The sequence below is a fragment of the Blastococcus sp. TF02-8 genome, assembly GCF_003319175.1.
Classification (GTDB): domain Bacteria; phylum Actinomycetota; class Actinomycetes; order Mycobacteriales; family Geodermatophilaceae; genus Blastococcus.
In genome coordinates this window covers 156,042-179,318 of sequence record NZ_QOHK01000004.1, presented here as the reverse complement: position 1 = coordinate 179,318, position 23,277 = coordinate 156,042, and the positions used below count along the sequence as shown (strand labels likewise).

At 73.2% G+C, this 23,277-nt stretch carries 23 protein-coding genes, 2 tRNA genes and 1 other RNA gene; 15 read left to right on the top strand and 11 right to left on the bottom strand.

All coding sequences use genetic code 11. The annotated features are described in order from the left end of the window. Positions 1-3 precede the first annotated feature (3 nt). From DQ237_RS10095 to DQ237_RS10075, 5 genes are all read right to left on the bottom strand, one after another. A complete protein-coding gene (locus tag DQ237_RS10095) occupies positions 4-1,350 on the bottom strand; it encodes an ABC transporter substrate-binding protein (RefSeq protein ID WP_240619548.1) in 1,347 nt (448 codons plus the stop codon). Positions 1,351-1,439: 89 nt separating this feature from the next. Then, on the bottom strand, positions 1,440-2,618 hold the full coding sequence (locus tag DQ237_RS10090) for a branched-chain amino acid ABC transporter permease (RefSeq protein WP_113799736.1): 1,179 nt from the start codon (positions 2,616-2,618) through the stop codon (positions 1,440-1,442). Between the two features lie 2 nt (positions 2,619-2,620). Beyond that, entirely contained in the window at positions 2,621-3,505 is an 885-nt protein-coding gene (locus tag DQ237_RS10085) for a branched-chain amino acid ABC transporter permease (protein WP_113799734.1), read from the bottom strand. A gap of 35 nt (positions 3,506-3,540) precedes the next feature. Continuing rightward, entirely contained in the window at positions 3,541-4,305 is a 765-nt protein-coding gene (locus DQ237_RS10080; protein ID WP_113799732.1) for an ABC transporter ATP-binding protein, read from the bottom strand. Beyond that, entirely contained in the window at positions 4,298-5,167 is an 870-nt protein-coding gene (locus DQ237_RS10075) for an ABC transporter ATP-binding protein (protein ID WP_113799730.1), read from the bottom strand. The genes DQ237_RS10080 and DQ237_RS10075 overlap by 8 nt, the downstream gene beginning before the upstream one ends. 171 nt (positions 5,168-5,338) lie before the next feature. On the opposite strand from DQ237_RS10075, the gene DQ237_RS10070 reads away from it, so the two are divergent. Further along, positions 5,339-6,556 carry a CdaR family transcriptional regulator gene (locus DQ237_RS10070; RefSeq protein ID WP_113799728.1) on the top strand — a complete coding sequence of 406 codons (1,218 nt, stop codon included), beginning with the start codon at positions 5,339-5,341 and terminating at the stop codon, positions 6,554-6,556. 6 nt (positions 6,557-6,562) lie between these two features. Here DQ237_RS10070 and DQ237_RS10065 read toward each other — a convergent pair whose 3' ends face one another. Continuing rightward, positions 6,563-6,796, bottom strand: coding sequence for a DUF2630 family protein (locus DQ237_RS10065; RefSeq protein WP_113799726.1), 234 nt, complete (start codon positions 6,794-6,796; stop codon positions 6,563-6,565). 44 nt (positions 6,797-6,840) lie between these two features. Further along, entirely contained in the window at positions 6,841-7,767 is a 927-nt protein-coding gene (locus DQ237_RS10060; RefSeq protein ID WP_113799724.1) for a prephenate dehydrogenase/arogenate dehydrogenase family protein, read from the bottom strand. 11 nt (positions 7,768-7,778) lie between these two features. Here DQ237_RS10060 and DQ237_RS10055 point away from each other — a divergent pair, with 11 nt between their 5' ends. From DQ237_RS10055 to DQ237_RS10035, 5 genes are all read left to right on the top strand, one after another. Then, a complete protein-coding gene (locus DQ237_RS10055) occupies positions 7,779-8,441 on the top strand; it encodes an O-methyltransferase (protein WP_113799722.1) in 663 nt (220 codons plus the stop codon). Continuing rightward, positions 8,438-8,941, top strand: a complete 504-nt coding sequence (locus DQ237_RS10050; protein WP_113799720.1) for a tRNA adenosine deaminase-associated protein — start codon at positions 8,438-8,440, stop codon at positions 8,939-8,941. Before DQ237_RS10055 ends, DQ237_RS10050 begins: the two co-directional genes overlap by 4 nt. Next, positions 8,938-9,585: an HAD family hydrolase gene (locus tag DQ237_RS10045; RefSeq protein ID WP_113799718.1), complete on the top strand. Its 648-nt coding sequence runs from the start codon at positions 8,938-8,940 to the stop codon at positions 9,583-9,585. The genes DQ237_RS10050 and DQ237_RS10045 overlap by 4 nt, the downstream gene beginning before the upstream one ends. After that, complete coding sequence (locus DQ237_RS10040; protein ID WP_113799715.1) at positions 9,582-10,046, top strand: nucleoside deaminase; 465 nt, start codon at positions 9,582-9,584, stop codon at positions 10,044-10,046. Before DQ237_RS10045 ends, DQ237_RS10040 begins: the two co-directional genes overlap by 4 nt. A gap of 10 nt (positions 10,047-10,056) precedes the next feature. Continuing rightward, positions 10,057-10,145 (top strand) — tRNA-Ser (locus DQ237_RS10035). Positions 10,146-10,194: 49 nt separating this feature from the next. On the opposite strand, the gene DQ237_RS19915 is transcribed toward DQ237_RS10035, so the two are convergent. Next, positions 10,195-11,805 carry a serine/threonine-protein kinase gene (locus DQ237_RS19915; RefSeq protein ID WP_205730156.1) on the bottom strand — a complete coding sequence of 537 codons (1,611 nt, stop codon included), beginning with the start codon at positions 11,803-11,805 and terminating at the stop codon, positions 10,195-10,197. Positions 11,806-11,824: 19 nt separating this feature from the next. Next, positions 11,825-12,172 (bottom strand): hypothetical protein, encoded by a 348-nt coding sequence (locus DQ237_RS10025; protein WP_113799713.1) that lies wholly within the window; start codon positions 12,170-12,172, stop codon positions 11,825-11,827. 161 nt (positions 12,173-12,333) lie between these two features. Between DQ237_RS10025 and DQ237_RS10020 the strand changes: the two genes are divergently transcribed. After that, positions 12,334-12,418, top strand: a tRNA-Ser gene (locus DQ237_RS10020). A gap of 54 nt (positions 12,419-12,472) precedes the next feature. Here the strand turns inward: DQ237_RS10020 and DQ237_RS10015 are convergent. Next, positions 12,473-13,393 carry a DMT family transporter gene (locus tag DQ237_RS10015; protein WP_113799712.1) on the bottom strand — a complete coding sequence of 307 codons (921 nt, stop codon included), beginning with the start codon at positions 13,391-13,393 and terminating at the stop codon, positions 12,473-12,475. Between the two features lie 84 nt (positions 13,394-13,477). Here DQ237_RS10015 and ffs point away from each other — a divergent pair. The 8 genes from ffs (at position 13,478) to DQ237_RS09975 (ending at position 22,872) form a co-directional block, all read left to right on the top strand. Continuing rightward, an RNA gene (gene ffs / locus DQ237_RS10010) (signal recognition particle sRNA small type) lies at positions 13,478-13,573 on the top strand. A gap of 64 nt (positions 13,574-13,637) precedes the next feature. Further along, a complete protein-coding gene (locus tag DQ237_RS10005; protein ID WP_113799710.1) occupies positions 13,638-15,959 on the top strand; it encodes a DNA polymerase III subunit gamma and tau in 2,322 nt (773 codons plus the stop codon). Positions 15,960-16,059: 100 nt separating this feature from the next. Beyond that, the gene (locus DQ237_RS10000; protein ID WP_113799708.1) at positions 16,060-16,404 is read left to right on the top strand and encodes a YbaB/EbfC family nucleoid-associated protein; all 345 of its coding nucleotides are present in this window, start codon (positions 16,060-16,062) and stop codon (positions 16,402-16,404) included. A 43-nt stretch (positions 16,405-16,447) separates the two neighbouring features. Continuing rightward, positions 16,448-17,047: a recombination mediator RecR gene (gene recR, locus DQ237_RS09995; RefSeq protein ID WP_113799706.1), complete on the top strand. Its 600-nt coding sequence runs from the start codon at positions 16,448-16,450 to the stop codon at positions 17,045-17,047. 220 nt (positions 17,048-17,267) lie between these two features. Continuing rightward, on the top strand, positions 17,268-18,905 hold the full coding sequence (locus DQ237_RS09990; protein ID WP_113799704.1) for an ABC transporter substrate-binding protein: 1,638 nt from the start codon (positions 17,268-17,270) through the stop codon (positions 18,903-18,905). 103 nt (positions 18,906-19,008) lie between these two features. Continuing rightward, positions 19,009-20,115 carry an ABC transporter permease gene (locus tag DQ237_RS09985; RefSeq protein WP_113799702.1) on the top strand — a complete coding sequence of 369 codons (1,107 nt, stop codon included), beginning with the start codon at positions 19,009-19,011 and terminating at the stop codon, positions 20,113-20,115. Between the two features lies 1 nt (position 20,116). Beyond that, a complete protein-coding gene (locus DQ237_RS09980; protein WP_113799700.1) occupies positions 20,117-21,175 on the top strand; it encodes an ABC transporter permease in 1,059 nt (352 codons plus the stop codon). Further along, positions 21,172-22,872, top strand: a complete 1,701-nt coding sequence (locus DQ237_RS09975; RefSeq protein WP_113799698.1) for an ABC transporter ATP-binding protein — start codon at positions 21,172-21,174, stop codon at positions 22,870-22,872. The genes DQ237_RS09980 and DQ237_RS09975 overlap by 4 nt, the downstream gene beginning before the upstream one ends. Before the next feature lie 9 nt (positions 22,873-22,881). Here DQ237_RS09975 and DQ237_RS09970 read toward each other — a convergent pair whose 3' ends face one another. Continuing rightward, positions 22,882-23,256 carry a Rieske (2Fe-2S) protein gene (locus tag DQ237_RS09970; protein ID WP_113799697.1) on the bottom strand — a complete coding sequence of 125 codons (375 nt, stop codon included), beginning with the start codon at positions 23,254-23,256 and terminating at the stop codon, positions 22,882-22,884. Positions 23,257-23,277: the final 21 nt, after the last annotated feature.

The window sequence follows — 23,277 nt, the reverse complement described above, 5'->3', positions numbered from 1 at the left end:
CCTCTACTTGTAGGGCTCCTCGTCCGGGATCCCGTTCTCCGTGGGAGTCGTCGGCTTGCCGTCGAACTCCTTGATCTTGGCGTCACCGATGTCGGTGGTCATGACGCCCTGGATCTCCTTGGCGCTGCCCTCGGGCGTCAGCTGGCTGATCGACATGCCGCTGGTGCCCATGTGGCTCTTCTCGGAGTAGCGGAACGGAGCGAGCACCGGGCCCTTCCAGTCGCCGCCCACCTGCTCGATGGCCTCGACGAGGTCGTCGCGGGTCGGGTTCTGGCCGGCCGCCTGGAGGGCCTGGACGGTGGTGTAGGCCATGCTCATGCCGTACAGGCGGTAGTTGGTGAGCTCACCCTCCTCGCCGTACTTGTCCCAGATCTCCTGGAACTTCTGCACCCACGGGTTGTCCGGCTCGTCCACCGTCGGCAGGTAGTCGGTGGTGTACGCGCCGGCCAGCAGCGCGCTGCCGGTCACCTTGCCCTGCGAGAAGCGGTTGAGCAGCGAGCCGACCAGCTGCGGGTCCGAGCCCACGTTGGAGTAGAACCACTGCGGCTTGTAGCCGAGCTGCAGCGCGGTCAGCTGGGAGAGCGCCGTGTAGCTGGGCACGTTGAAGCCGACGACGAAGTCGGCCCCGGCGGCCTGCAGCGCCGCGATCTGCGGGCCGACGTTCGTGTTGCCCGGGGTGTAGCGCTCGGCGCCGACGATCTGGTCGTCGACGTACTCCCGGATGCCCTTCTCGCCGTTCTCGCCGAAGTCGTCGTCCTGGAGGAAGAGGCCGACCTTGGCGTCCGGGAAGTTCTCGGCGATGTACTGGCCGATGATCTTCCCCTCGCTCTCGTAGTCGGTCTGCCAGCCGAAGGTGTAGGGGTTGGTCTCCGGGTCCTCGCCCCAGGTCAGCGAGCCGGAGGCCACGAAGAGGTCCGGGACGCCCTCGGCGTTGAGGAAGTCGACGACGGCGCTGTGGGTCGGCGTGCCGAGGCCGCCGACGATCGCGAAGACCTCGTCCTCCAGCACCAGCTGGTTGACCACCGTGCTGGTGTTGCTCGGGTTGTAGGCGTCGTCGCGGTAGATGTAGTCGACCTTGCGGTCGTAGACGCCGCCGTTGTCGTTGACGTAGTCGAAGTACGCCTTCAGACCGGTCGGGATCTCGCTGTAGCCGGGAGCGGCCACACCGGTGAGCGGGAAGTGCGCACCGAGCTTGATCGTGTCCTCGGTGATGCCGGGAGCGGAGGCCTCGTTGGCGCCGCCGGAGCTGCTGCCGCCGCCGCCGTCGTCACTGCCGCCACAGGCGGCGAGGGCGGAGACGACGGTGGCCGCGGCCAGGACGGACACGAGCCGTCGGGAGGATCTGGACAACAGTTCTCCTCTGATGCTGCCCGGGCGTCGGTGCCCGGGGGTCTGGGTGGTGGGGGAGGACGGCAGGAGCCGGTCGGATCGGGTCGTCCTCACCCCCTGCTCGAGTCGGCGGGAGCGGCACGGCCGGCGGAGCGCTTGGCCTTCTGGGTGAGCCAGCGCATCCGGATCGTCCCGACGAAGCCCGCCGGGGCGAAGATCATGGCCACGATCAGGACGACGCCGTAGACGAACGGGGCGAGCTGGGCGGCCTCGGTGCTGCTGAGCCCGGAGCCCGTTCCCAGGTCGGTGACGAACGGCGGCAGGAAGACCAGTAGCGCCGAGCCGAGCAGGGCGCCGAGCAGGCTGCCCAGACCGCCGATGACGATGGCGGTGAGCAGCGAGAGCGAGAGCACCAGGGTGAAGCCACTGGGCGCGGCCAGCCGCACCACCAGGGCCAGGACGCCGCCGGCCAGCCCGGCGGCCGCGGCGCTCACGACGAAGGCCAGCACCCGCCAGGCACCGAGGTTGATGCCGGCGAGCTCGGCGGCGACGTCCTGGTCGCGCACCGCGCGCCAGGTCCGGCCGATCCGGCTGCGGACGAGGTTGGCCAGCAGGAAGTAGGTGATCAGCAGGCAGATCGCGCCCACGTAGGCCAGCCACTTGGTGCTGGACGCGCTGGCCCCGGAGACCAGGTCGATGAAGCTCTCGAAGGACTCGGGGGCGCGCGGCGCGCGGACCCGCAGACCCTGCTCGCCGCCGAGCTGGTCGTGGAAGTAGACGGCCAGACCCGGCAGGCCCACGGCCAGCGCCAGTGTCGCGCCGGCGAGGTAGGGGCCGTGCAGCCGGGCGGCGGCGACGCCCACGAGCGCGCCGACGGCGGTCGTGGTGACGACGGAGATCAGCAGGATCAGCGGCAGGGGCAGCGCGTCGGCGGGCTCCTGGAGCAGCAGGGCCGTCGTGTACGCGCCGACGGCCATCAGGGCGCCGTGGCCGAGCGAGATCTGGCCGTTCATGCCGGTGAGCACGGTGAGGCCGCCGGCGGCGATCGCGTAGTAGCTCAGCGTCGCCAGCTGCGAGTTGGTGAACGGGTCGGTGATCTCCAGGAGCACCACGGCCGCCACCGCACCGAGCAGCAGCAGGACCAGGTGGCGCAGCAGCGTGGACTGCGGCAGGAGGGACCGGCCGGTCGACGCCGCGGCCGAGGGGGCGTTCGCGGCCGCCGTGGCGACGGTCGGCGCGTCCTCGGTCACCTGGCCGGCGCTGGGGGCGGGGCTCTGCAGGTCGCTCATCGTCATGCCCTCCGAGCCGTCGTGCTGCTGAACAGACCGCCGGGCCGCACCAGCAGCACGACCATGAGGATCACCAGGGCGGAGATGGTGACCAGGGAGCTGCCGCGGGGGGCGTAGCCGCTGATGTAGCTGAGCGCGAGGCCGAGGATCAGCCCGCCGACGATGGCGCCGACCGGCGAGTCGAGCCCGCCGATGATCGCGGCGACGAAGCCGAACACGATCAGGCTGTCCATGTAGGCCGGGTACACGAACCCGCCACCGGCGATGAGCAGGCCGGCCAGGGAGCCGACGACGGCGGCCAGGCCCCATCCGAGGGTCAGCATGCCGCCGACCTTGACGCCGAGCAGCCGGGAGACCTCCTGGCTGAAGGCCGAGGCGCGCATGGCCAGGCCGACGCGGGTGAACCGGAACAGGGCGACCAGCAGCAGCATCGTGACGATGACGGCGCCGATGATGTAGATGCCGTTGGGCGTCAGCGCGATCCGCCGGTCGCCCACCGAGAAGCCCTCGAGGCCGAAGGGTGCCGGGAACGACTGGAACGACGAGCCGAACACGATGGCGATCCCGGCCTGCAGGGCGACGAACAGACCCAGGGCCACGATGACGGCGTTCAGCTCGTTGCCGCCCTCGACGGGGCGGATGATGACCCGCTCGATGATCGCGCCCAGGACGAAGCCGGACGCCAGCGCGACCACCAGCGCCAGCCAGTAGGACCAGCCGGCCTGGACGAGCGCCAGGGCGATGAACGTGGTGGCCGCTGCCATCGAGCCCTGGGCGAAGTTGACGATCCGGGTGGATCGCCAGATGAGCACCAGGGCCAGCGCGAACGCCGCGTAGATCATGCCCTGGGTCAACCCGGTGAGGGTGACGTTGACGAAGTAGCTCACGACGGGGGGATGCCTTCCTGGCAGTGCGGAGCGGGTCAGAAACCGAGGTAGGCGTGCCGGAGGTCCTCGTCGCCCATCAGCGCCGAGGCGGAGTCGGTGACCACCACCCGGCCGAGGTTGAGGACGACCCCGACGTCGGCGACCGACAGGGCGCTGCGGGCGTTCTGCTCGACCAGCAGGACCGAGAGGCCCTCGCTGTCGACCAGCTGGCGCAGCAGCCCGAAGATCTGCGCGACGATCCGCGGGGCCAGGCCGAGCGAGGGCTCGTCCAGCAGCAGGATGCGCGGCTGGGCGAGCAGTGCCCGGCCGATCACCAGCATCTGGCGCTCGCCGCCGGACAGGGTGTGCGCGTGGTTGTTGCGGCGCTCGGCGATCCGCGGGAAGAGGTCGTAGATCCGGTCGAACTCGGACTTGGCCACCTTGCCGCGGAAGAGCGAGCCGACGCGGAGGTTCTCGTCCACGGTCAGCTCGGCGATGACGCCGCGCCCCTCGGGGACGTGCGCCATGCCCTTGCTCACCATCGCCTCGACGGGGGCCTTGGTGATGTCCTTGCCGTCGAGCAGCACCCGGCCGGCGACCGGCCGGACCAGGCCGCTGATCGTGCGCAGCAGCGTGGTCTTGCCCGCGCCGTTCGCACCGAGCACCGCGGTGATCCGGCCGGCCTCGGCCGACAGCGTCACGCCGTCCAGGGCGCGGACCGGGCCGTAGGCGGAGGTGAGGCCCTCGACCTCGAGGAGCCGGGTGCCGGTCGCGGTGCCGCCGGTGGCGGAGACCGCCGTGGCGCCGTGTGCCTCAGCCATGGGTGCGTCCTCCGTCCGCGTGGGTGAGCTCGGCCGCGTCGGCCTCGACGTCGACCGCGTCGCCGAGGTAGGCCTCGGTGACGGCGGGGTTCGCCTGCACCTCGGCGGGCGTGCCGGCGGCGATCTGCTTGCCGGAGTCCAGGACGGTGATCCGGTCGCACACCCGCATGACCAGGTCCATGTGGTGCTCGACCAGCAGCACGCTCATCCGGCCGGTGACCGAGAGGATCAGCTCGCCCAGCTCGGTCATCTCGTCCTCGGACAGACCGCTGGCGGGCTCGTCGAGCAGCAGCAGCTCGGGCTCGGAGACCAGCGCCCGGGCGAGCGCGACCCGCTTCTGCACCGGGTAGGGGAGGCTGCCGGGATAGCGGCCGGCGTAGGCCTCGGCGCCGAGCTCGGTGAGCGCGCGCATCGCCCGCTCGCGGAGCAGGCGCTCGTCCTTGTCCGAGGTGGGCAGCGCCAGCAGGGCGGACAGGAAGCCGGCCTTCGCGTGCCGATGGGCCCCGACCATGACGTTCTCCAGCACGGTCATGCCGGGGAACAGGCCCACCCCCTGCAGGGTGCGGGCGATGCCCATCGAGGTGAGCTTGTCCGGCCGGAGCCGGGCGAGCTCGCGGTCGCGCCACACGATGCGGCCGGAGGTGGGCCGCACCAGCCCGCAGGCGACGTTGAACAGCGTCGTCTTGCCGGCGCCGTTCGGGCCGATGAGGCCGTGCACCTGACCAGGCTCGACCGTGAGCGAGACGTCGGTCAGGGCGAGCACGCCGCCGAACGCGACGTTGATCCCGGTCATCTCGAGCCGGGCGGTGGGCGCTGTGTCGTGCGTCTTCTGGCTGCCGGTCGGCTGCGCCAAGGGGCCCACTGCTCCTCTGCGTCGGGGAGATCGCCGTTTCCGGAACTACCGGGACGGCGACGATTGGGTCACGAGTACGTCCTGCTGAGCCTGCCCGCCCGTGTCGACCGTCACAATGGGCGCACTGCACAGCGATCGGATGGCTGTGTTGTGCTGTGCGTCACTACGGGAGGTGAGCGGGTGCATCCGTTCCGACCGGAGGTCTCGGCTCGCCTGGCCGATCTCGCGCCCCTGCTCATGGCCGAGCTCGAGGACATGACCGACCGCATGCTGGACGTGCTGCTGCGCAGCGAGCCGGCCTACCGTGACCTGCTGGTCCCGGAGGAGGAGCTGCGGGCCTCGACCCGCCGCAACCTCGAGCAGGGCCTGCGCACGCTGATCTCCGGCTGGGCCGACCACGACGACAGCGTCCGGGCGGGTGCGCGCGCGGTGGGCCGCCGCCGGGCCGCGCAGGGCGTGCCGCTGGAGGCCGTGCTGCGCGCCTACCGGCTGGGCGGGCAGATCACCTGGGAGGCGCTGCTCGCGGTCTCCCAGCGCAGCCGGCACGGCCACGACGTCCTGCTGCTGGAGGTCGCCGGTTCGGTGTGGCGGACCAACGACGCCGACTGCGCCGCGGTGGCCGAGGGCTACCGCGAGGAGCAACGGCGGCTCGCCGGTGTGGACGAGGTCGCCCGCCAGCAGGTGCTCGACGGGCTCATCGACGGCCGGGGCAGCGACCCGGCCTTCGTGCGCAGCGCCTCGGAGCTGCTGGCCATGTCGCTGGACTGCCGGCTCATGGCCGCCGTCGCACTGCCCGGTCCCGACGGGCGCCCGGCGCTGGACGCGCCGGTCGAGGCGCTGCTCAAGCGCGGCGTGCGCTCGGTGTGGGGGATCCGCGCCGGCGCCCAGGTGGGCTTCATGGTCCTGGGCGCCGTGCGGCCGGCGGACCTGGTCGCCCTGCTGACCGGCGTCGCCCGCGGACCGGTGGGGGTCTCCGACGTCGTCGACGGTGCCGGCCGGGCGGGCGCGGCCTACCGGCTGGCGGAGACCGCCGCCCGCACGCTGCCGGCGGGCGTGGGTCGGGTGGTCAGCATCGACGAGCGGCTGCCCGAGGCGCTGCTGAGCAACTCCCCGGAGATCAGCTCGCGGCTGGTGGGCCATTCGCTGGGCGGCCTGCTGGACCTGCCCGACGACGAGCAGGCGGTGCTCCTGGACACGCTCGAGGCGTTCCTCGCCGCCGACGGGTCACCGACGCGCGCAGCCGATGCCCTCTACTGCCACCGGAACACGGTGATGCACCGGTTGCGGCGGATCGAGTCGGTCACCGGGCGCAAGCTCACCGACCCGCGCTCGCGGCTGCTGTGGCAGCTCGCGCTGCTGGGCACCGGCCGCCGGCAGCCCACCACCCGCTCGGCCTAGGTCCCCCTACTGGAGGTAGCTCTCCACCTGCGGCTCGGGGCGCGCCTCGGCCTCCTCCGGGTCCTCGCCGTACTGGCGCTTGGCGCGGCGCTGCCGGAGCAGGTCCCAGCACTGGTCGAGGTCGGCCTCGAGCTTGCTCATCCGGGCGCGGGTGTCGTCGGTGTGCTCGCTGCTGTCGCGGAGCTTGTGCTCCTCGTCGACGAGCGCGTGGATGCGGGTGAGGATGTCGTTCTCGTCCATGCCCCGTCCCTGCCCGCCGTCGCGGGGCCGAAACGATCCCTCGCTCACCCGGGGTCGGGCACCCAGCCCTCCACGAACGCCGCGAGCCGCCGGTGCACCGCGCCGCCGGCCCGGCCCAGGGCCAGCAGCGCGGCCCGGTCCAGCGGGACGCGCACGGTGCGCCGTCCGGTGGAGCGGCGGGCCACCGCGTTCCCGGCGGCCACGAGCTCCGGCCAGGGCCGGTCGAGCTGCGCCCGGACGCGGTCCAGGGCCGCGGACGCCGGCCCGGCGTTGCCCTCGACCATCGCCGTCACGAAGGCGGGGTCGCTGCCGATCACGCGGGTGCCGTCGCGGAAGCTCCCGGCGGTCAGCGCCAGTGCCAGCGGGCCAGCCTCGGCGGCCGCGGCGGCGAGCGCGGCGGCCAGCAGGTGCGGGACGTGGCTGACCGCGGCCACGGCGTCGTCGTGCTCCGCCGCCGTCACGGGCACCACCTCGGCGCCCACCGCCAGCGCGACCTCGGCCACCCGCAGCCAGCGCGGCAGCTCGGTGCCCGGCTCCAGGCACAGCGCCCACCGGGCGCCGGCGAACAGCCCGGGGTCGGTGGCCCCGTGGCCGGAGCGCTCGGTGCCGCACATCGGGTGCCCGCCGACGAACCGGCCGCCGAACGCGCCTCCGAGCGCCTCGACCACCGGGACCTTGACCGAGCCCAGGTCGGTCACCGTGGCGTCCGGGTCGACGGCGAGGTCGTCCAGTGCCGTCGTCATGGCCGGCAGCGGGACGGCGAGGACGACGACGCCGGACAGCTCCTGCGTGATGCGCACGCCGCGGGCAGCCGCGGCGTTCCGGGCGGCGGGGTCGACGTCCCAGCCGCTGACCTCGCGCCCGGCGGCGACCAGGGCCGCGGCCAGCGAGCCGCCCAGCTGGCCGAGCCCGACGACCCCGACGGGGGGTGCGGGCATGGTCGGCACCGGGAACGCGGGGACATCGGCCATGATCAGAGGCTATGACGCCCCGCTCGTTCCTCCTCACCGCCGAGCTGGCGGACTACGTGCGCGCGTCGTCGGAACCGCTCGACGACGTCATGGCCGACCTCGTCCGCGAGACCGCCGAGATGGCCGAGCGCGGCGAGGTCTCGCCCACCATGCAGATCGCGCCGGAGCAGGGGGTGCTCATGCGGCTGCTCACCCGCGCCGTCGGCGCCCGGCGGGCGATCGAGATCGGCACCTTCACCGGCTTCTCCGCCCTCTGCATCGCCGAGGGGCTGCCCGACGACGGCTCGCTGCTCTGCCTGGACATCAGCGAGGAGTGGACGGCGGTGGCGCGCCGGTACTGGGCGCGCGCCGGGGTGGCCGACCGGATCGAGCTGCGCCTGGGCGACGCGCTGGCGAGCCTGCGGGCGCTCCCCCAGGAGGAGACCTTCGACCTGGCGTTCGTCGACGCCGACAAGACCGGTTACCCGGGGTACGTGGAGGAGCTGCACCCGCGGATGACCCGCAACGGCGTCGTCCTCCTGGACAACACGCTGCGCGGCGGCCAGGTGCTGGAGCCCGGCGACGAGTCCGACCACGCCCTGGCGTCGCTCAACGCGTCTCTGGCCGCCGATCCCCGCTGGGAGACGGCGCTGCTGCCGCTGGCCGACGGCCTGACCCTGCTCCGCAAGCGATGAACGACAGCGGGATCTACGGGCTCTCCGGGTTCGCCGTGCGCGCGGCGCGCGAGGGTGGCCGGTGGCGGGTGGACCTGCTCGCCCAGGACGCCGGGGACGAGCTGCCGGTGCTGGAGCGGGCGCTGGGCGATCCCGGTGCCGGGGGCTGGCCGCCGCCGGTCGTCCTCGTCGTGGACTCGCGGCTGTACTTCGTGGCGCTGCGGCACGGCCCCGGCGGCATGGTGCGGGCGCTCATCTCCGACGCCACGATGCTGGAGTGGGTGCTGGCCGCCGAGGTGGTGGAGCGGTACGGCATCGGCGTCGACACCGACGGCGCCTTCGACGACGACGAGACCGGCTGGCCCGGCGGTGACCTGGACCTGTTCGCCGACGACGGCCTGCCTGCCGAGGAGCTCCGACCGATCGTGACCGCCGACGACCTGTGGGCCGACGAGATGGTGCAGCGCATCGCGACCCGGCTGGGGTTCGCCGACGAGCTGGCCGCGGCGGTGCGGTCGTGACCGTCTCCGCGGTGGTGTTCGACCTGGGCGGGGTCATCACCGAGAGCCCGATGACCGCCTTCGCCGCCTACGAGCGGGAGGCGGGGCTCCCCGAGGGGCTGATCCGTCGGCTGAACTCGACCAACCCCGACACGAACGCCTGGGCGCGGTACGAGCGCAACGAGCTCGACGTCGCCGGCTTCTCCGCGGCCTTCGAGGCGGAGGCGGCCGAGCTCGGGCACCGGATCGAGGCCGCGCGGGTGCTCGCGGCGCTGCAGGGCGAGGTGCGCCCGGCGATGGTGGCCGCGGTCCGGCGGCTGCGCGAGCACGGGCTGCCGCTCGGTCTGCTCTCGAACAACGTGGCGCCGATGGAGCGCACCGGGCGGCTCGGCGAGCTGCTGGGGCTGTTCGACGCCGTCGTGGAGTCCTCGACGGAGGGCATCCGGAAGCCGGAGCCGGAGATCTACCGCCGCGCGCTGGACCGCCTGTCGGAGGCGGTCGGCCGGCGGATCGGCGCGACCGACTGCGCCTACCTGGACGACCTCGGCATCAACCTGAAGCCGGCGCGGGCGCTGGGCTTCTCGACCATCAAGGTGGTCGACCCCGCCGTCGCCCTGGCCGAGCTGTCGGAGCTGGTCGGCTTCCCGCTGGACGGGGCGGCGTGAGCGTCGACGTCGACGCTGCGATGGGGCGGGCGCTCGAGCTCGCGGCCGCCGCGGAGGAGTGGGGTGACACGCCGATCGGTGCCGTCGTCCTCGGCCCGGACGGCGCGGTGCTGGCCGAGGCCGCCAACGAGCGCGAGAAGCTGGGTGACCCCACCGCCCACGCCGAGGTGCTGGCACTGCGGGCCGCGGCGCGGGTGCACGGCGACGGCTGGCGGCTCGACGGCTGCACGCTGGTCGTGACGCTGGAGCCGTGCACGATGTGCGCCGGTGCGAGCGTGCTCTCGCGCGTGGACCGGATCGTCTACGGCGCCGACGACCCGAAGGCCGGCGCCGCCGGATCGCTGTGGGACGTGGTCCGCGACCGCCGGCTCAACCACCGGCCGCAGGTGACCGCCGGGGTCCGGGCGGAGGAGAGCGGCGCGCTGCTACGTGCCTTCTTCCGTCGTCGACGCGGCCTGTAGTCTCTTCGGCGGTGGCGTGTCCGAGCGGCCGAAGGAGCACGCCTCGAAAGCGTGTGAGGGCAACCCCCTCCGTGGGTTCAAATCCCACCGCCACCGCCAGCAGCACCGGAGCCCCGCTCTCCCTCCCGGGAGGCGGGGCTCCGTCGTGTCAGGGGTCGGTCTCGCTGTCCAGGACCAGCTGCCCGTCCCGCTCGATCAGCGTGAAGAGCCGGACCGCCGACTCCTGGCCGCCGTTCGCGCGGACCCAGGTGAGCCGGCCGGTCGCGGTGGTCTGTCCGTCGGTCGCCTGGATGTCGCTGATGGTGACGTCGGAGAACCGGTTCCAGTAGGCGATGTAGTTCTCGCGGCTGATCGCGTTGCGCAGCGTCGGCCCGGTGCGCTCCCAGGCCGCGGCCGGATCGGTGATGACCTGGCGGTGGTAGTCCTCGAGGAACGCGGTGATGTTGCCCGCGCTCAGGGGGTCGGCTGCCGGCTCGTCGGTGCGCTCGGACTCGGTCGTGGGGGCCGGCTGCGTCGACTCCGCGGCCTCCTCGCCGGAGGACGGCGCGGCCTCGGTCGTCGTGGCCGGTGCGTCGGCAGAGCTCCCGTCCGTGTCGTCGTCACCGGGCAGGTTCAGCAGCAGCACCAGCAGGCCGGCGAGGGCCGCGAGACCGAGCACGGCGGCCACCCAGGGCCACCGTCGCCGACGGGGCGCAGGGACCGGGTCCTCGCCCTGCGGTCGGGACGGCGCGCTCACCGCGGGACGGACGGCCGGTGCTGGCGTCGTGCTCGGCACCGGGGTGCGGGCCGCCGGCGGAACGGGCGTCGCCGGGTCCGGCGTGCTCGCCGCGGCGGGGAGGACGGCGGTGCCCCCGTGGCCCTGTGCCGGCGTGAGGTCGGTCCGGGCGAGCAGCACCGTCGTGGTGTCGCCGTCCCGGCCGGCGGCGAGCTTCGCCAGCTCGTCGCGGACCTCGGTCATGGCCGGCCGCGTGGCGGGATCGGCGGCGAGCATCCGCATGAGCGGCGCGGTCATGGAGCCGGCCCGCCGCGGCGGGGTGATCCGGCCACCGGCGACCTTGTGCAGCATGCCGAGCGGGTTGTCCTCCATGCCGAAGGGAGGGGTGCCCTCCAGGCAGGTGTAGAGGGTCGCGCCGAGTGAGAAGACGTCGCTCGCCTCGGTCATCTCGTACCCCTGGGCGACCTCCGGGGCGAGGAAGGCCGGGGTGCCGGTGATCTGGCCGGTCTGGGTGAGGGTGACGTCCCCGCGCGCGTGCGAGATGCCGAAGTCGGTGATCTCGACCAGGCCCGCCACGCGGCCGCCCCGGCCGATGAGGATGTTGGCGGGCTTGACGTCGCGGTGGACGATGCCCGCGGCGTGGGTCGCGGCCAGCGCGTCGGCGACCTGGGCGCCCACCTGCGCCACCTGGTCCACCCGCAGCACGCCGTCCTCGGTGAGCACGGCCGCCAGGCTGCGCGAGGGCAGGTACTCCATGACCAGCCACGGCGCGCCGTTCTCCAGCGCGACGTCGTAGACCGAGATCGCGTGCGGGTGGCTCAGCCGGGCGGCGATCCGACCCTCGCGCAGCGCACGCTGCCGCTGCTCGTCGATCTGCTTCTCGTCGGCCCCCAGCGGCGAGAGGACCTGCTTGACCGCCACCTGGCGCCCGAGCAGCTCGTCGCGGGCGAGCCAGACGGCTCCCATCCCACCGCCACCGATCTGCGACTCGAGCCGGTAGCGCCCGGCGATGAGTCGACCGGGCGCGGTGACAGGACGGGTCATCGACGGGGGAGGGTCGCGCTCAGACGGTGGAGGGCACGCCGTACCGGCGCGCGTACTCCTCCTGCGCGCCGGCGGGAAGGGCGTCGTAGAGCTCGCCCAGCTCGGTGTGCACGCTCGGGTCGAGGTCGTCGAAGATCCGCTGCCACGTGGGCGGCTCGTCGTAGCTGCGGGTCAGCAGCAGCTCCCAGGCCTGGGCCTGGCGGTCTCGCTTGCTGCGCTCGGCGACGAACTCCGACAGGTACCGGTCCTTGGCGGCCGTCTTCTCCTCCGCGGTGGCACCGGACGGCAGCTCTCCGGCGTCCCCGCCCTTGAGCACACCGACGATCGCCTCGACGACGTCCGGCCGTACCTCGCTGTGCTCGCTCATGTCTGCCTCCTCGTCCGTGCCCCGCAGTTCAGGGGCCTTCCCCACCGGCTGCCCGGCGAACCGCTCTGCGGTGCAGGATGCCGCACCGGGCTCCTCGCGGCCTCCCCGGCGGTGTCCCGGCCGATCGCCGGACAGCGCCCGGTAGGATCCTCTGCGTACCTGGAGGATTCGCCTAGTGGCCTATGGCGCTCGCTTGGAAAGCGGGTTGGGGGCAACCCCTCGGGAGTTCGAATCTCCCATCCTCCGCAGGACCGACGAACGGGCCCCCGGCAGCACGCCGGGGGCCCGTCCGCGTTCCGCTCAGGCGCCGACGGGCACGGGTTGCCGTGACCGGTGCAGATACAGACCCGCGACGGCGGCCAGGACCAGCAGCCCGCCGACCGTGGCCAGCGGCTCGAGGTGCTCGTCGAGGAACAGGGTGGCCAGCGCCGTCGCGGTCAGCGGCTCCAGCAGCGTGACGATCGAGGCGATCGCGCCGGGGACGCTGCGCAGCCCGGCGAAGAACATCGAGTAGGCCAGGGCGCTGGGCACCACGCCCAGGTAGAGGAGCACGCCTATGGCGACCGGGTCAGTGGGGAACTGCAGCCCGGTGGCCAGCGCGACGGGGGTGAGCAGCAGCGCGCCGCCCGCGAAGCCGACGAGGGTCACCGGCACGCCCGCGGGCACATCCGCTCCGGCCAGTGTCACGACGCTGTAGCCCAGCGCCGAGCCGACCGCCAGCAGCGCACCGAGCAGCACCGTCGTCCCGGTGTCGGCGCCGGCCGACACGCCGACCAGCAGCACGAGCCCGACCAGGGCGGCCACCAGTGCGACCACGGTCGCGAGGTCGGGCCGGCCGTGACCGAGCAGGATCGCGCCGAGCGCGATGAGCAGCGGCGCCAGGCCCAGGGCGACCAGGGTGGCGATGCTGACGCCGGCCCTGGCCACCGCGGCGAAGTAGGCGAGCTGGTAGGCCCCGAGCCCGGTGCCGACCAGCACCAGCCGCACGACGGTGCCGCGGTCGAGGGACGGCACGGGCGCCGCGCGACGACGGGTGACGGCCCGCAGGACGAGGAGGGCGGCCGCTCCGACGGCCATGCGGTACCAGGCGATGTCGAGCGGCCCGAGGTCGCTGTGCCGGGAGACGAGGGTTCCGCTGACGCCGGTGGTGCCCCAGCACAGGGCCGCGAGGACGAGGAGCAGGAAGCCGCGGCCGGGCGCGGTGCTGTGCGGGGTGGACATGACGCTCCTGGTGCCCCTGGCGGAGCGCGAGGGCAGCGTAACGGGGCGCACGTCGGTGGTCGCCGGGGTTTCCACTACAGTGGGCGCGACCCCTCGCGTGGCGTCACCCTGTGAACCTCCCCAGGGCCGGAAGGCAGCAAGGATAAGCGGGCTCTGGCGGGTGCGCGGGGGGTCCTCTGCTCTCCTGGTGGGCCCGAGTGGACGACGCGCCCGGAGCGTCACCCCGGCCACGTAATCTCGCCTCGTGGCTCTCGCGCTCTACCGGAAGTACCGCCCGGCGACCTTCGCCGAGGTGGTCGGGCAGGAGCACGTCACCGCCCCGCTGGTGAACGCGGTCGACGCCGGCCGGATCAACCACGCCTATCTCTTCAGCGGCCCGCGCGGCTGCGGCAAGACCTCCTCGGCGCGGATCCTGGCCCGCTCCCTCAACTGCGAGCAGGGCCCGACCTCCACGCCCTGCGGCGTCTGCGGCTCCTGCGTCGCGCTCGCGCCCGACGGCCCGGGCTCCCTCGACGTCATCGAGATCGACGCCGCGAGCCACGGTGGTGTCGACGACGCCCGTGACCTGCGCGAGCGGGCGTTCTTCGCCCCGGTGAACAGCCGCTACAAGGTCTACATCGTCGACGAGGCGCACATGGTGACCACGCAGGGCTTCAACGCCCTGCTCAAGGTCGTCGAGGAGCCGCCGGAGTTCCTGGTCTTCGTCTTCGCGACGACAGAGCCGGAGAAGGTCCTGCCGACCATCCGGTCGCGCACCCACCACTACCCCTTCCGCCTCGTCCCGCCGACGACGCTGCGCGCCCTGCTGGAGAAGACCTGCGTCGCCGAGGGGGTGCAGGTCGAGCCCACGGTGTTCCCCCTGGTGGTGCGCGCCGGCGGTGGGTCGGTCCGCGACTCGCTGTCGATCCTCGACCAGCTCCTCGCGGGCGCCGGGCCGGACGGCGTCACCTACAAGAGCGCCGTCGGGCTGCTCGGCGTCACCGACGACGCGCTGCTCGACGAGACCATCGACGCCCTCGCGGCGCACGACGCCCCCGGCGTCTTCCGCGCGGTCGACCGGGTGGTCGAGGCCGGGCACGACCCGCGCCGCTTCGCCACCGACCTGCTCGACCGGCTGCGCGACCTGATCGTGCTGGACGCGGTGCCGGACGCCGGCGGCAACGGGCTGCTCGACTGCCCGCCCGACCGCCTCGACCTCATGAACTCCCAGGCACAGGCGCTGGGCTCGGCGACGCTGTCCCGGATGGCCGACACCGTGCACGAGGGCCTGACCGAGATGCGGGGGACGACGGCGCCACGGCTGCTCCTGGAGCTGGTCTGCGCCCGGATGCTGCTGCCCGCCACCGACGGCTCGGCCGCGGCGACCCTGCAGCGTCTGGAGCGCATCGAACGGCGCATGTCGATCGCCGGTGAGCACGCCGGCCGGCCGGTCGAGGGCGTCGAGGCCCCGGCGCGTCCATCGCCCGTGCGCGAGGCGCCGCAGCCGCAGCAGCCCGAGGCGCCCAGGCCCGAGGCGCCGCGGCCGCCGGTGGCGGAGTCGTCCGGTCCGCGCCGGGAGTTCGTCCGCAAGTCGCAGTCCGCGGCCGAGACCCCCGCCCGCCCTGCGGCCCCCGCCGCAGCAGCCCAGACCCCTCCGGCCGCGCCGACCGCTCCGGCCGCGCCGACCGCTCCGGCCGCGCCGACCGCTCCGGCCGCGCCGACCGCTCCGGCGGCGGAGGCCCCGACGCCGACCCCGGCCGCGGCGTCCACCGACTGGCCGGAGACCGCTCGGCCCGGCAGCCGTCCCCGGCCACCGGCAGCAGCCCCCGCTGCGGAACCCGCCCCCGCCCCGGAGCCCGCCCCCGCCGCGCGTGCCCCGCGCGTGGCCGAGGGCGAGCCCGACATCCCGCTGCCGCCCGAGCCGACCGACGACGAGGACTGGCCACACCCCGCCCGGCCCGCTGCCGTCCAGGCCGCTGCGGCGCGGGTCGAGCAGCCCCGGCCGCCGGCCTCGCCGCCCCGGGCCGCTGCCGAGTCCGCGCCCGCGCCCCGCGGTGGCGAGCCGACCCCGGTGGTCTCGGCCAACCCGCCCGACGCCCCGGCCGGTGGCGACGGTGAGCTAAGCACGACCGACGTCCGCCGGGTGTGGCCGGAGCTGCTCGCCGTCGTCAAGAAGCACAAGCGCACCACCGAGGCGCTGCTCAAGAACGCGCAGGTGCACCAGCTGGCCAACGGCGTCCTCACCCTGTCCACCTCCTCTCCGGCACTGGCCCGCCGGATCGGCGACGACCTGAACAAGGACGTCCTCCGCGAGGCGCTCAACGAGCTGCTGGGCGTGCGCTGGCGCATCGACGCCGTGGTGGAGGGCGCCGGTGGAGGGGGCGCGGGCGCTGCGAAGGTCGCGCCCGAGGAGGCACGCGAGGCCGCCCGCCAGGCCGAGGCCGCCGAGGCGCGCGAGCTCATGGCGGAACGGGCCGCCGAGGTCTCCTCGGGTGGCGACCGCGAACCCGAGCCCGCCGTCGACCAGGAGCAGGCGGCGCTCCAGCTGCTGCGCGCGCAGCTCGGCGCCCGCCCCGTCGACAGCTGACGGCGGCGCTGCCGGCGGTTTCCCGGCGTTGCGGCCGCGATCTCGGCGGCATCGCCGGGAAACGACCGGCACGGTCGTACCGGCGGCCTACTCTCGGGGCATGTTCCCCGGAGGCGCTCCCGACCTGTCCCAGCTGATGAAGCAGGCCCAGGAGATGCAGCAGCAGCTCGTCGCCGCCCAGGAGGAGCTGGCCGCGACCGAGGTCACCGGCACCGCCGGGGGCGGCCTGGTCTCGGCGACGATGACCGGCGACGGCGACCTCACCGCGCTCACCATCGCCCCCGCGGCCGTCGACCCCGACGACCTCGAGACGCTGCAGGACCTCGTCGTCGCCGCCGTGCGCGACGCGAAGCGCACGGCCGACGAGCTCGCCGCCAGCCGCATGGGCCCGCTCGCCGGTGGGCTGGGCGGTCCTGGCGGGGGGCTGGGCCTGCCGGGCTTCTGACCGCGCCGCCCACCCGACCTACTTCGCAACCCCGAGGAGCACCGTGTACGAGGGTGCCGTCCAGGACCTGATCGACGAGCTCGGTCGCCTGCCCGGCGTGGGGCCCAAGAGCGCCCAGCGCATCGCCTTCCACCTGCTGTCGTCCGAGTCCGCGGACGTGAGCCGGCTGGTGGCCGCGCTGACGCGGGTCCAGGAGTCGGTGCGCTTCTGCGTGACCTGCTTCAACGTCGCCGAGGCCGAGCAGTGCCGCATCTGCCGTGACCCGCGCCGGTCCGACGACGTCCTGTGCGTCGTCGAGGAGCCCAAGGACGTCGTGGCCATCGAGCGCACGCGCGAGTTCCGCGGCCGCTACCACGTGCTGGGCGGGGCGATCAGCCCGATCGACGGCGTCGGCCCCGACGACCTCAGGGTCAAGGAGCTCATGACTCGTCTCATGGACGGCACCGTCAAGGAGCTGATCATCGCCACCGACCCGAACCTGGAGGGCGAGGCGACGGCTGCGTACCTGGCGCGGCTGGTCGGCCCGATGGGGCTGGCCGTCTCCCGGCTGGCCAGCGGGCTGCCGGTCGGCGGAGATCTCGAGTACGCCGACGAGGTGACGCTGGGGCGGGCGTTCGAGGGGCGCCGTCGCATCGACGCGTAGCGGTGTCGACCGGGCCGACCGGCCACCGGAGCCGGGATTCCGGGCCCATCCGGTCCGGGGTCGGCCGCCTGTGGGCCAGCTCTCCGCGCCAGTCACATCGCGGTAACGGTGATCGGAGGACCTCACTGGGCCGCGAAATCGTGTGTTAGGACTTGATCTCCCTGACCACCAGCGGCTCCACGCTCCACCGGCGGCCGCTGTGATGAGAACGAGGTAGCGGATGACTTCCGGTTCGATCAGCCGTCGGCGCAGCGTCGCCACGGCCGGCCTCGCTGCGACGGCCCTGGTGCTCAGCGCCTGCGGTGGCAGCGACGGTGACAGCGGCTCCGGCGGTGGGAACGGCGGGTCCCTGACGATCGGCACCACGGACAAGATCACCTTCCTCGACCCGGCCGGTTCGTACGACAACGGCTCGTTCGCGGTGATGAACCAGGTGTTCCCCTTCCTGATGAACACCCCCTTCGGCAGCCCCGACGTCGAGCCCGACATCGCCGAGTCGGCCGAGTTCACCGCGCCGACCCAGTACACGGTCACGCTCAAGCCCGACCTCAAGTGGGCCAACGGGCACGACCTCACCAGCTCCGACGTGAAGTTCACCTTCGACCGTCAGCTGGCGATCGCCGACGAGAACGGCCCGTCGTCGCTGCTCTACAACCTCGACAGCGTCGAGACGCCGGACGACACCACGGTCGTGTTCAACCTGAAGAGCCCGAACGACCAGGTCTTCCCGCAGATCCTGTCGAGCCCGGCCGGTCCGATCGTCGACGAGGAGGTCTTCTCGGCCGACTCGGTGACCCCGGACAAGGAGATCGTCGACGGCAAGGCGTTCCACGGCCCGTACACGATCACCAGCTACAAGCAGAACGACCTCATCTCCTACGAGGCCTACCCGGACTACCAGGGTCTGCTGGGCGCGCCGAAGACCGACAAGGTCAACGTCAAGTACTACGCCGAGGCCTCCAACCTGAAGCTGGAGATCCAGGAGGGCAACATCGACGTCGCCTTCCGCAGCCTCACCGCGACCGACATCGAGGACCTGCGCGGCAACGACAAGGTCAAGGTCGTCGACGGTCCCGGCGGCGAGATCCGCTACATCGTCTTCAACTTCGACACCCAGCCCTACGGTGCGAAGACCCCCGAGGCCGACCCGGCCAAGGCCCAGGCCGTGCGCCAGGCCGTGGCCGACCTGATCGACCGCGAGGAGATCGCCGACCAGGTCTACAAGGGCACCTACACCCCGCTGTACTCCTTCGTCCCCGAGGGTCTGACCGGCGCGACCGAGCCGCTCAAGGAGAAGTACGGCGACGGCTCCGGTGGTGCCGACGCGGACAAGGCCAAGCAGCGCCTCGCCGCCGCCGGCGTCCAGACCCCGGTGAACCTGAGCCTGCAGTACTCCAACGACCACTACGGTCCGTCCTCGGCCGACGAGTACGCGCTGATCAAGGACCAGCTGGAGGCCTCCGGCCTGTTCTCGGTCGACCTGCAGACGACGGAGTGGACGCAGTACTCCAAGCAGCGCACCGCCGACGCGTACCCGGCCTACCAGCTCGGCTGGTTCCCGGACTACTCCGACGCCGACAACTACCTGACGCCGTTCTTCCTCCTGGAGAACTTCCTCAGCAACCACTACGCCGACCAGGAGGTCAACGACCTGATCCTCCAGCAGGCGACGACCGCTGACGAGGGCGAGCGCACCGCGCTGCTGGGCGAGATCCAGGACAAGGTCGGCGACGACCTCTCCACGGTTCCCTACCTGCAGGGTGCCCAGGTGGCCGTCACCGGCGCCGACGTCGAGGGCGCGGAGGACACGCTCGACGCGTCCTTCAAGTTCCGCTACGGCGCCCTCAGCAAGGGCTGATCCCAGCCTCTGAGAAACTGAAGGCACCACGGCCCCGGGTGACCCGCTGCGCGCGGATCACCCGGGGCCGACCTTCGTACGGGCCAGACCACGAGTGGGAGACATGACCACGACCACGACCGAGCTCACCGGGGGCGGTGCAGCTCCGGGTGCCGCGCCCGTCGCCGCGGCGAGGACCCGCGGTGGCGGCGGTGGGCTGGGCAGCTACCTGCTCGTCCGGTTCCTGCTGATCTTCCCGACCATCTTCATCCTGGTGACGACGGTCTTCGTGCTGATGCGGCTCACCGGTGACCCGATCACCGCCGCGCAGGGCGGCCGGCTGCCGGCCGCCGAGCTGGCCGCCAGGATCAAGGCCGCGGGGTACGACCGGCCGATCCTGGTGCAGTACTGGGAGTACCTGACCCAGCTCGTGCGCGGGGACTTCGGCACGGCGCTCAGCGACGGCCGCAAGGTCACCGAGATGCTGACGACGTTCGGTGCGGCCACCCTCGAGCTGGCCTTCTACGCCCTGATCGTCGCCTTCGTCGTCGGCATCCCGCTGGGCCGGCTGGCCGCCTACCTGCGCGACCGCTGGCCCGACGCGGTGCTGCGGGTGTTCGCGATCCTCTGCTACGCCACCCCCGTCTTCTTCGCCGGCCTCCTGCTCAAGCTGGTCTTCGCCGTCAACCTCGGGTGGCTGCCCGTCGCCGGCCGCGCCTCGACCGGTGCGGAGATCGAGCTGCAGACCCTGGACGGCAGCACCGGCATCTACCTGATCGACGCGCTGCGGCTCGGCGACGGCGAGGTGCTCTCCGACGTCCTCGAGCACGCCGTGCTGCCCGCGATCGCGCTCGGGCTGCTCACCGCCGGCGTCTTCCTCCGGCTGGTGCGCACCAACGTCATCGGCACGCTGGGCAGCGGCTACGTCGAGGCGGCGCGCTCCCGCGGGGTCAGCGAGCGGCGGCTGCTGCGCAAGCACGCCTACCGCCCGGCGCTGATCCCGATCGTCACCGTCATCGGCCTGCAGATCGCGCTGCTCCTCGGCGGCGCGGTGCTGACCGAGACGACCTTCGAGTGGAAGGGGCTGGGCTTCCAGCTCGTCGAGTACCTCCAGGCGCGCGACTTCGTCGCCGTCCAGGGCATCGTCGTGCTGGCCGCCGTGATCGTGGCCGTCGTCAACTTCGTCGTCGACGTCATCGCCGCGCTCATCGACCCCCGGGTGAGGTACTGAGATGGCCACCGTCGCCACCCCCCAGGCTCCAGCCGTCGAGGCCGGCGGCCGCCGGCCGCGCGGCTGGCGCGGGCTGCCCGTCGTCCGCCAGCTGCGGCAGAGCGTGGGCCTGCAGCGCGGCATGCTGGTCGCCGGCCTCCTGCTCACCGGCCTGTTCCTGCTGACGGCGCTGTTCGCGCCGCTGCTGGCGCCCTACGAGTACAACCAGCTCCGCGACCCGGCCGGCCCGTTCGGCGCCCAGCAGGCGCCGTCGTCGGAGCACTGGCTCGGGACGACGGTCGGTGGCTACGACGTGCTCTCCCGGGTCATCTGGGGCTCGCGCACCGCCCTGCTGGTGATCGTCGCCGCCGTCCTCATGTCGATCGTGATCGGCGTCCTGCTCGGACTGGTCTCGGGCTACTTCGGCGGCTGGCTGGACCGGGTGCTGGTCGTCATCGCCGACGCGATCTACGCCTTCCCCTCGCTGCTGCTGGCGATCGTCGTGGGCATCGTGCTCAACGGCGGTGAGTCGAGCCTCGCCGGCGGCATCATGGCCGCGGCCATCTCGATCACCGTCATCTTCGTGCCGCAGTACCTGCGGGTGGTGCGGGCCGAGACGGTGCGGATCAAGGCCGAGGCCTACGTCGAGTCCGCCCGCGTCATCGGCGCCGGGCAGTGGCGGATCATGTCGCGCCACGTGTTCCGCAACGCCACCCGCACGCTGCCGCTGATCCTCACGCTCAACGCCTCCGAGGCGATCCTGACGCTGGCGGGGCTGGGCTTCCTCGGGTTCGGCATCGAGCCCACGGCCGCGGCCGAGTGGGGCTACGACCTGCAGAAGGCACTGTCGGACGTGACCAGCGGCATCTGGTGGACCTCGGTGTTCCCCGGCCTGGCGATCGTGCTCGTCGTCCTCGGTCTGACGCTGGTGGGGGAGAGCCTCAACGACCTGGCCGACCCCCGGCTGCGCACCCGCCGCCGGGGCGGCACGTCGCCCGCCGACGTCGCCGAGACCTCGGTGGTGCCGGCCGCGGCCGCCGTCCCGACCGAACTCGACCCCGCGAAGGAGGTCGGGCTGTGACCACCACACCCGCCCGTGACGTCGTCGACATCGACGACCTGACCGTCTCCTTCGCCACCGACTCCGGGGACGTCGCCGCCGTCAAGGGCGTGACCCTGGCGGTGGCGGCCGGTGAGGTGCTGGCCATCGTCGGAGAGAGCGGCAGCGGCAAGTCCGTGACCGCGCGCAGCATCCTCGGGCTGCTGCCCGAGACCGCGACCACCCGCGGCGCGGTGGTGCTGCGCAGCAAGGACGGCGCCAGCGCCCACGACGTCGTGACCCTGTCGCCGCGGCAGCTCGGCGACATCCGCGGCGTCGACGCCGCGATGGTGTTCCAGGAGCCGTCGACCGCGCTCAACCCGGTGTACCCGGTGGGCTGGCAGATCGCCGAGGGGCTGCGCGCGCACGGGAAGTACACCCGCGCCGAGGCCCGCGCGAAGGTCGTCGACGTCATGCGCCGGGTCGGCATCCCCGACCCGGAGAAGCGCGTGGACCACTACCCGCACCAGTTCTCGGGCGGGCAGAAGCAGCGCATCGTCATCGCGCAGGCGCTCGTGCTCGATCCGGGTGTGATCATCGCCGACGAGCCGACGACGGCCCTCGACGTCACCGTGCAGGCCGAGATCCTCGACCTGCTGCGCCGCTGCCGCGACGAGTTCGGCACCGCCATCGTGCTGATCACCCACAACATGGGCGTCGTCGCCGACCTCGCCGACCGGGTGGCGGTCATGTACTCCGGGAAGATCGTCGAGCAGGCCGACGTCGCCACCCTCTTCTCCAGCCCGCAGGACCCCTACACCCAGAAGCTGCTGGCCTCGGTGCCGCGGCTGGGCGAGGGGTCGGCACGCGCGGTGGAGCGGTCGTCCCGGCGCGAGGCCGGGTGGGCTGACAGCGCGCCGGTGGTCGAGGCCCGCGACCTGCGGATCGTCTACCCGGGCCGCCTGCGCCAGCCCGACTTCGTCGCCGTCGACGGCGTCAGCCTGGCCATCCGCCCCGGCGAGGTGCTGGGCCTGGTCGGCGAGAGCGGCAGCGGCAAGACCACGATCGGCCGGGCCATCGCCGGGCTGACCAAGGTCACCGGCGGCTCGCTCCAAGTGCTGGGGACCGAGATGAACGGCGTGAAGGAGAAGACCTTCCGGCCGGTGCGCGAGCGGATCGGGTTCGTCTTCCAGGACCCGGCGTCGAGCTTCAACCCGCTGCTCACCATCGCCGAGGCCGTGGCCGAACCGCTGGTCGTGCACAAGCGGGCCGGCGACGCCCGCGAGGCGCGCGGCCGGGTCGACGAGCTGCTCGAGGCGGTGCAGCTGCCCAAGGCGTTCGGCGACCGGTTCCCGCACGAGCTCTCCGGTGGTCAGCGGCAACGGGCCAGCCTCGCCCGGTCACTGGCGCTGCAGCCCGAGCTGCTGATCGCCGACGAGCCGACCTCGGCGCTGGACGTGTCGGTGCAGGCCCGTGTGCTGGAGCTGTTCGACGAGCTGCAGCGCGAGTTCGGCTTCGCCGCGCTGTTCATCAGCCACGACCTCGCCGTCGTCGACCTGCTGGCCGACCGGATCGCGGTGCTCTACCGGGGCTCGCTGGTGGAGGAGGGCACGGGGGCGGAGGTGCTGGGCAACCCGCAGCACCCCTACACCCAGCGGCTGCTGGCCTCGCTGCCCGTGCCGGACCCGGCCGAGCAGGCGCGCCGGCGGGCCACCTGGGAGCAGCTCAGCCAGTCCTAGCCCCGTGCCTCACTCGAGGACGACGTCGTCGCCCTGGCGGGTGGCCCGGCGGACACGCAGCCGGGCGATCGAGCCGAGCAGCCGCACCAGCTGGGTGTAGCCGGGCGTCGGGCCGTGGTAGCCGAGGAAGCCCCTCGGTCCCTCGACCATCTCGCCGGTGCGGACGTCGTAGCGGCTCTGGTGCCAGGGGCAGACGAGGCAGCCGTCGGCGTCCACGGTGCCCTCGGACAGGTCGGCGAGCTGGTGGCGGCACAGCCGGGACACGGCGAAGTAGCGGTCCTCCCCGTCGGGCCCGGGCCCGCGGTTGCCCACGGCCCAGTCGCCGGCCCGGCGCACGGTGCGGGCCGGCAGGTCGGCGGCGGGGACGGAGTCGCGGTCGGGCACGGGGCCTCCTGGTTCGGTGGG

Bases quoted from the DNA above. Each gene is read 5' to 3' on its own strand.
- DQ237_RS10090 (WP_113799736.1), bottom strand. From the start codon at position 2,618: ATGAGCGACCTGCAGAGCCCCGCCCCCAGCGCCGGCCAGGTGACCGAG.
- DQ237_RS10080 (WP_113799732.1), bottom strand. From the start codon at position 4,305: ATGGCTGAGGCACACGGCGCCACGGCGGTCTCCGCCACCGGCGGCACC.
- DQ237_RS10065 (WP_113799726.1), bottom strand. From the start codon at position 6,796: ATGGACGAGAACGACATCCTCACCCGCATCCACGCGCTCGTCGACGAG.
- DQ237_RS10060 (WP_113799724.1), bottom strand. From the start codon at position 7,767: ATGGCCGATGTCCCCGCGTTCCCGGTGCCGACCATGCCCGCACCCCCC.
- DQ237_RS10055 (WP_113799722.1), top strand. From the start codon at position 7,779: ATGACGCCCCGCTCGTTCCTCCTCACCGCCGAGCTGGCGGACTACGTG.
- DQ237_RS10050 (WP_113799720.1), top strand. From the start codon at position 8,438: ATGAACGACAGCGGGATCTACGGGCTCTCCGGGTTCGCCGTGCGCGCG.
- DQ237_RS19915 (WP_205730156.1), bottom strand. From the start codon at position 11,805: ATGACCCGTCCTGTCACCGCGCCCGGTCGACTCATCGCCGGGCGCTAC.
- DQ237_RS10025 (WP_113799713.1), bottom strand. From the start codon at position 12,172: ATGAGCGAGCACAGCGAGGTACGGCCGGACGTCGTCGAGGCGATCGTC.
- DQ237_RS10015 (WP_113799712.1), bottom strand. From the start codon at position 13,393: ATGTCCACCCCGCACAGCACCGCGCCCGGCCGCGGCTTCCTGCTCCTC.
- DQ237_RS10000 (WP_113799708.1), top strand. From the start codon at position 16,060: ATGTTCCCCGGAGGCGCTCCCGACCTGTCCCAGCTGATGAAGCAGGCC.
- DQ237_RS09990 (WP_113799704.1), top strand. From the start codon at position 17,268: ATGACTTCCGGTTCGATCAGCCGTCGGCGCAGCGTCGCCACGGCCGGC.
- DQ237_RS09985 (WP_113799702.1), top strand. From the start codon at position 19,009: ATGACCACGACCACGACCGAGCTCACCGGGGGCGGTGCAGCTCCGGGT.
- DQ237_RS09980 (WP_113799700.1), top strand. From the start codon at position 20,117: ATGGCCACCGTCGCCACCCCCCAGGCTCCAGCCGTCGAGGCCGGCGGC.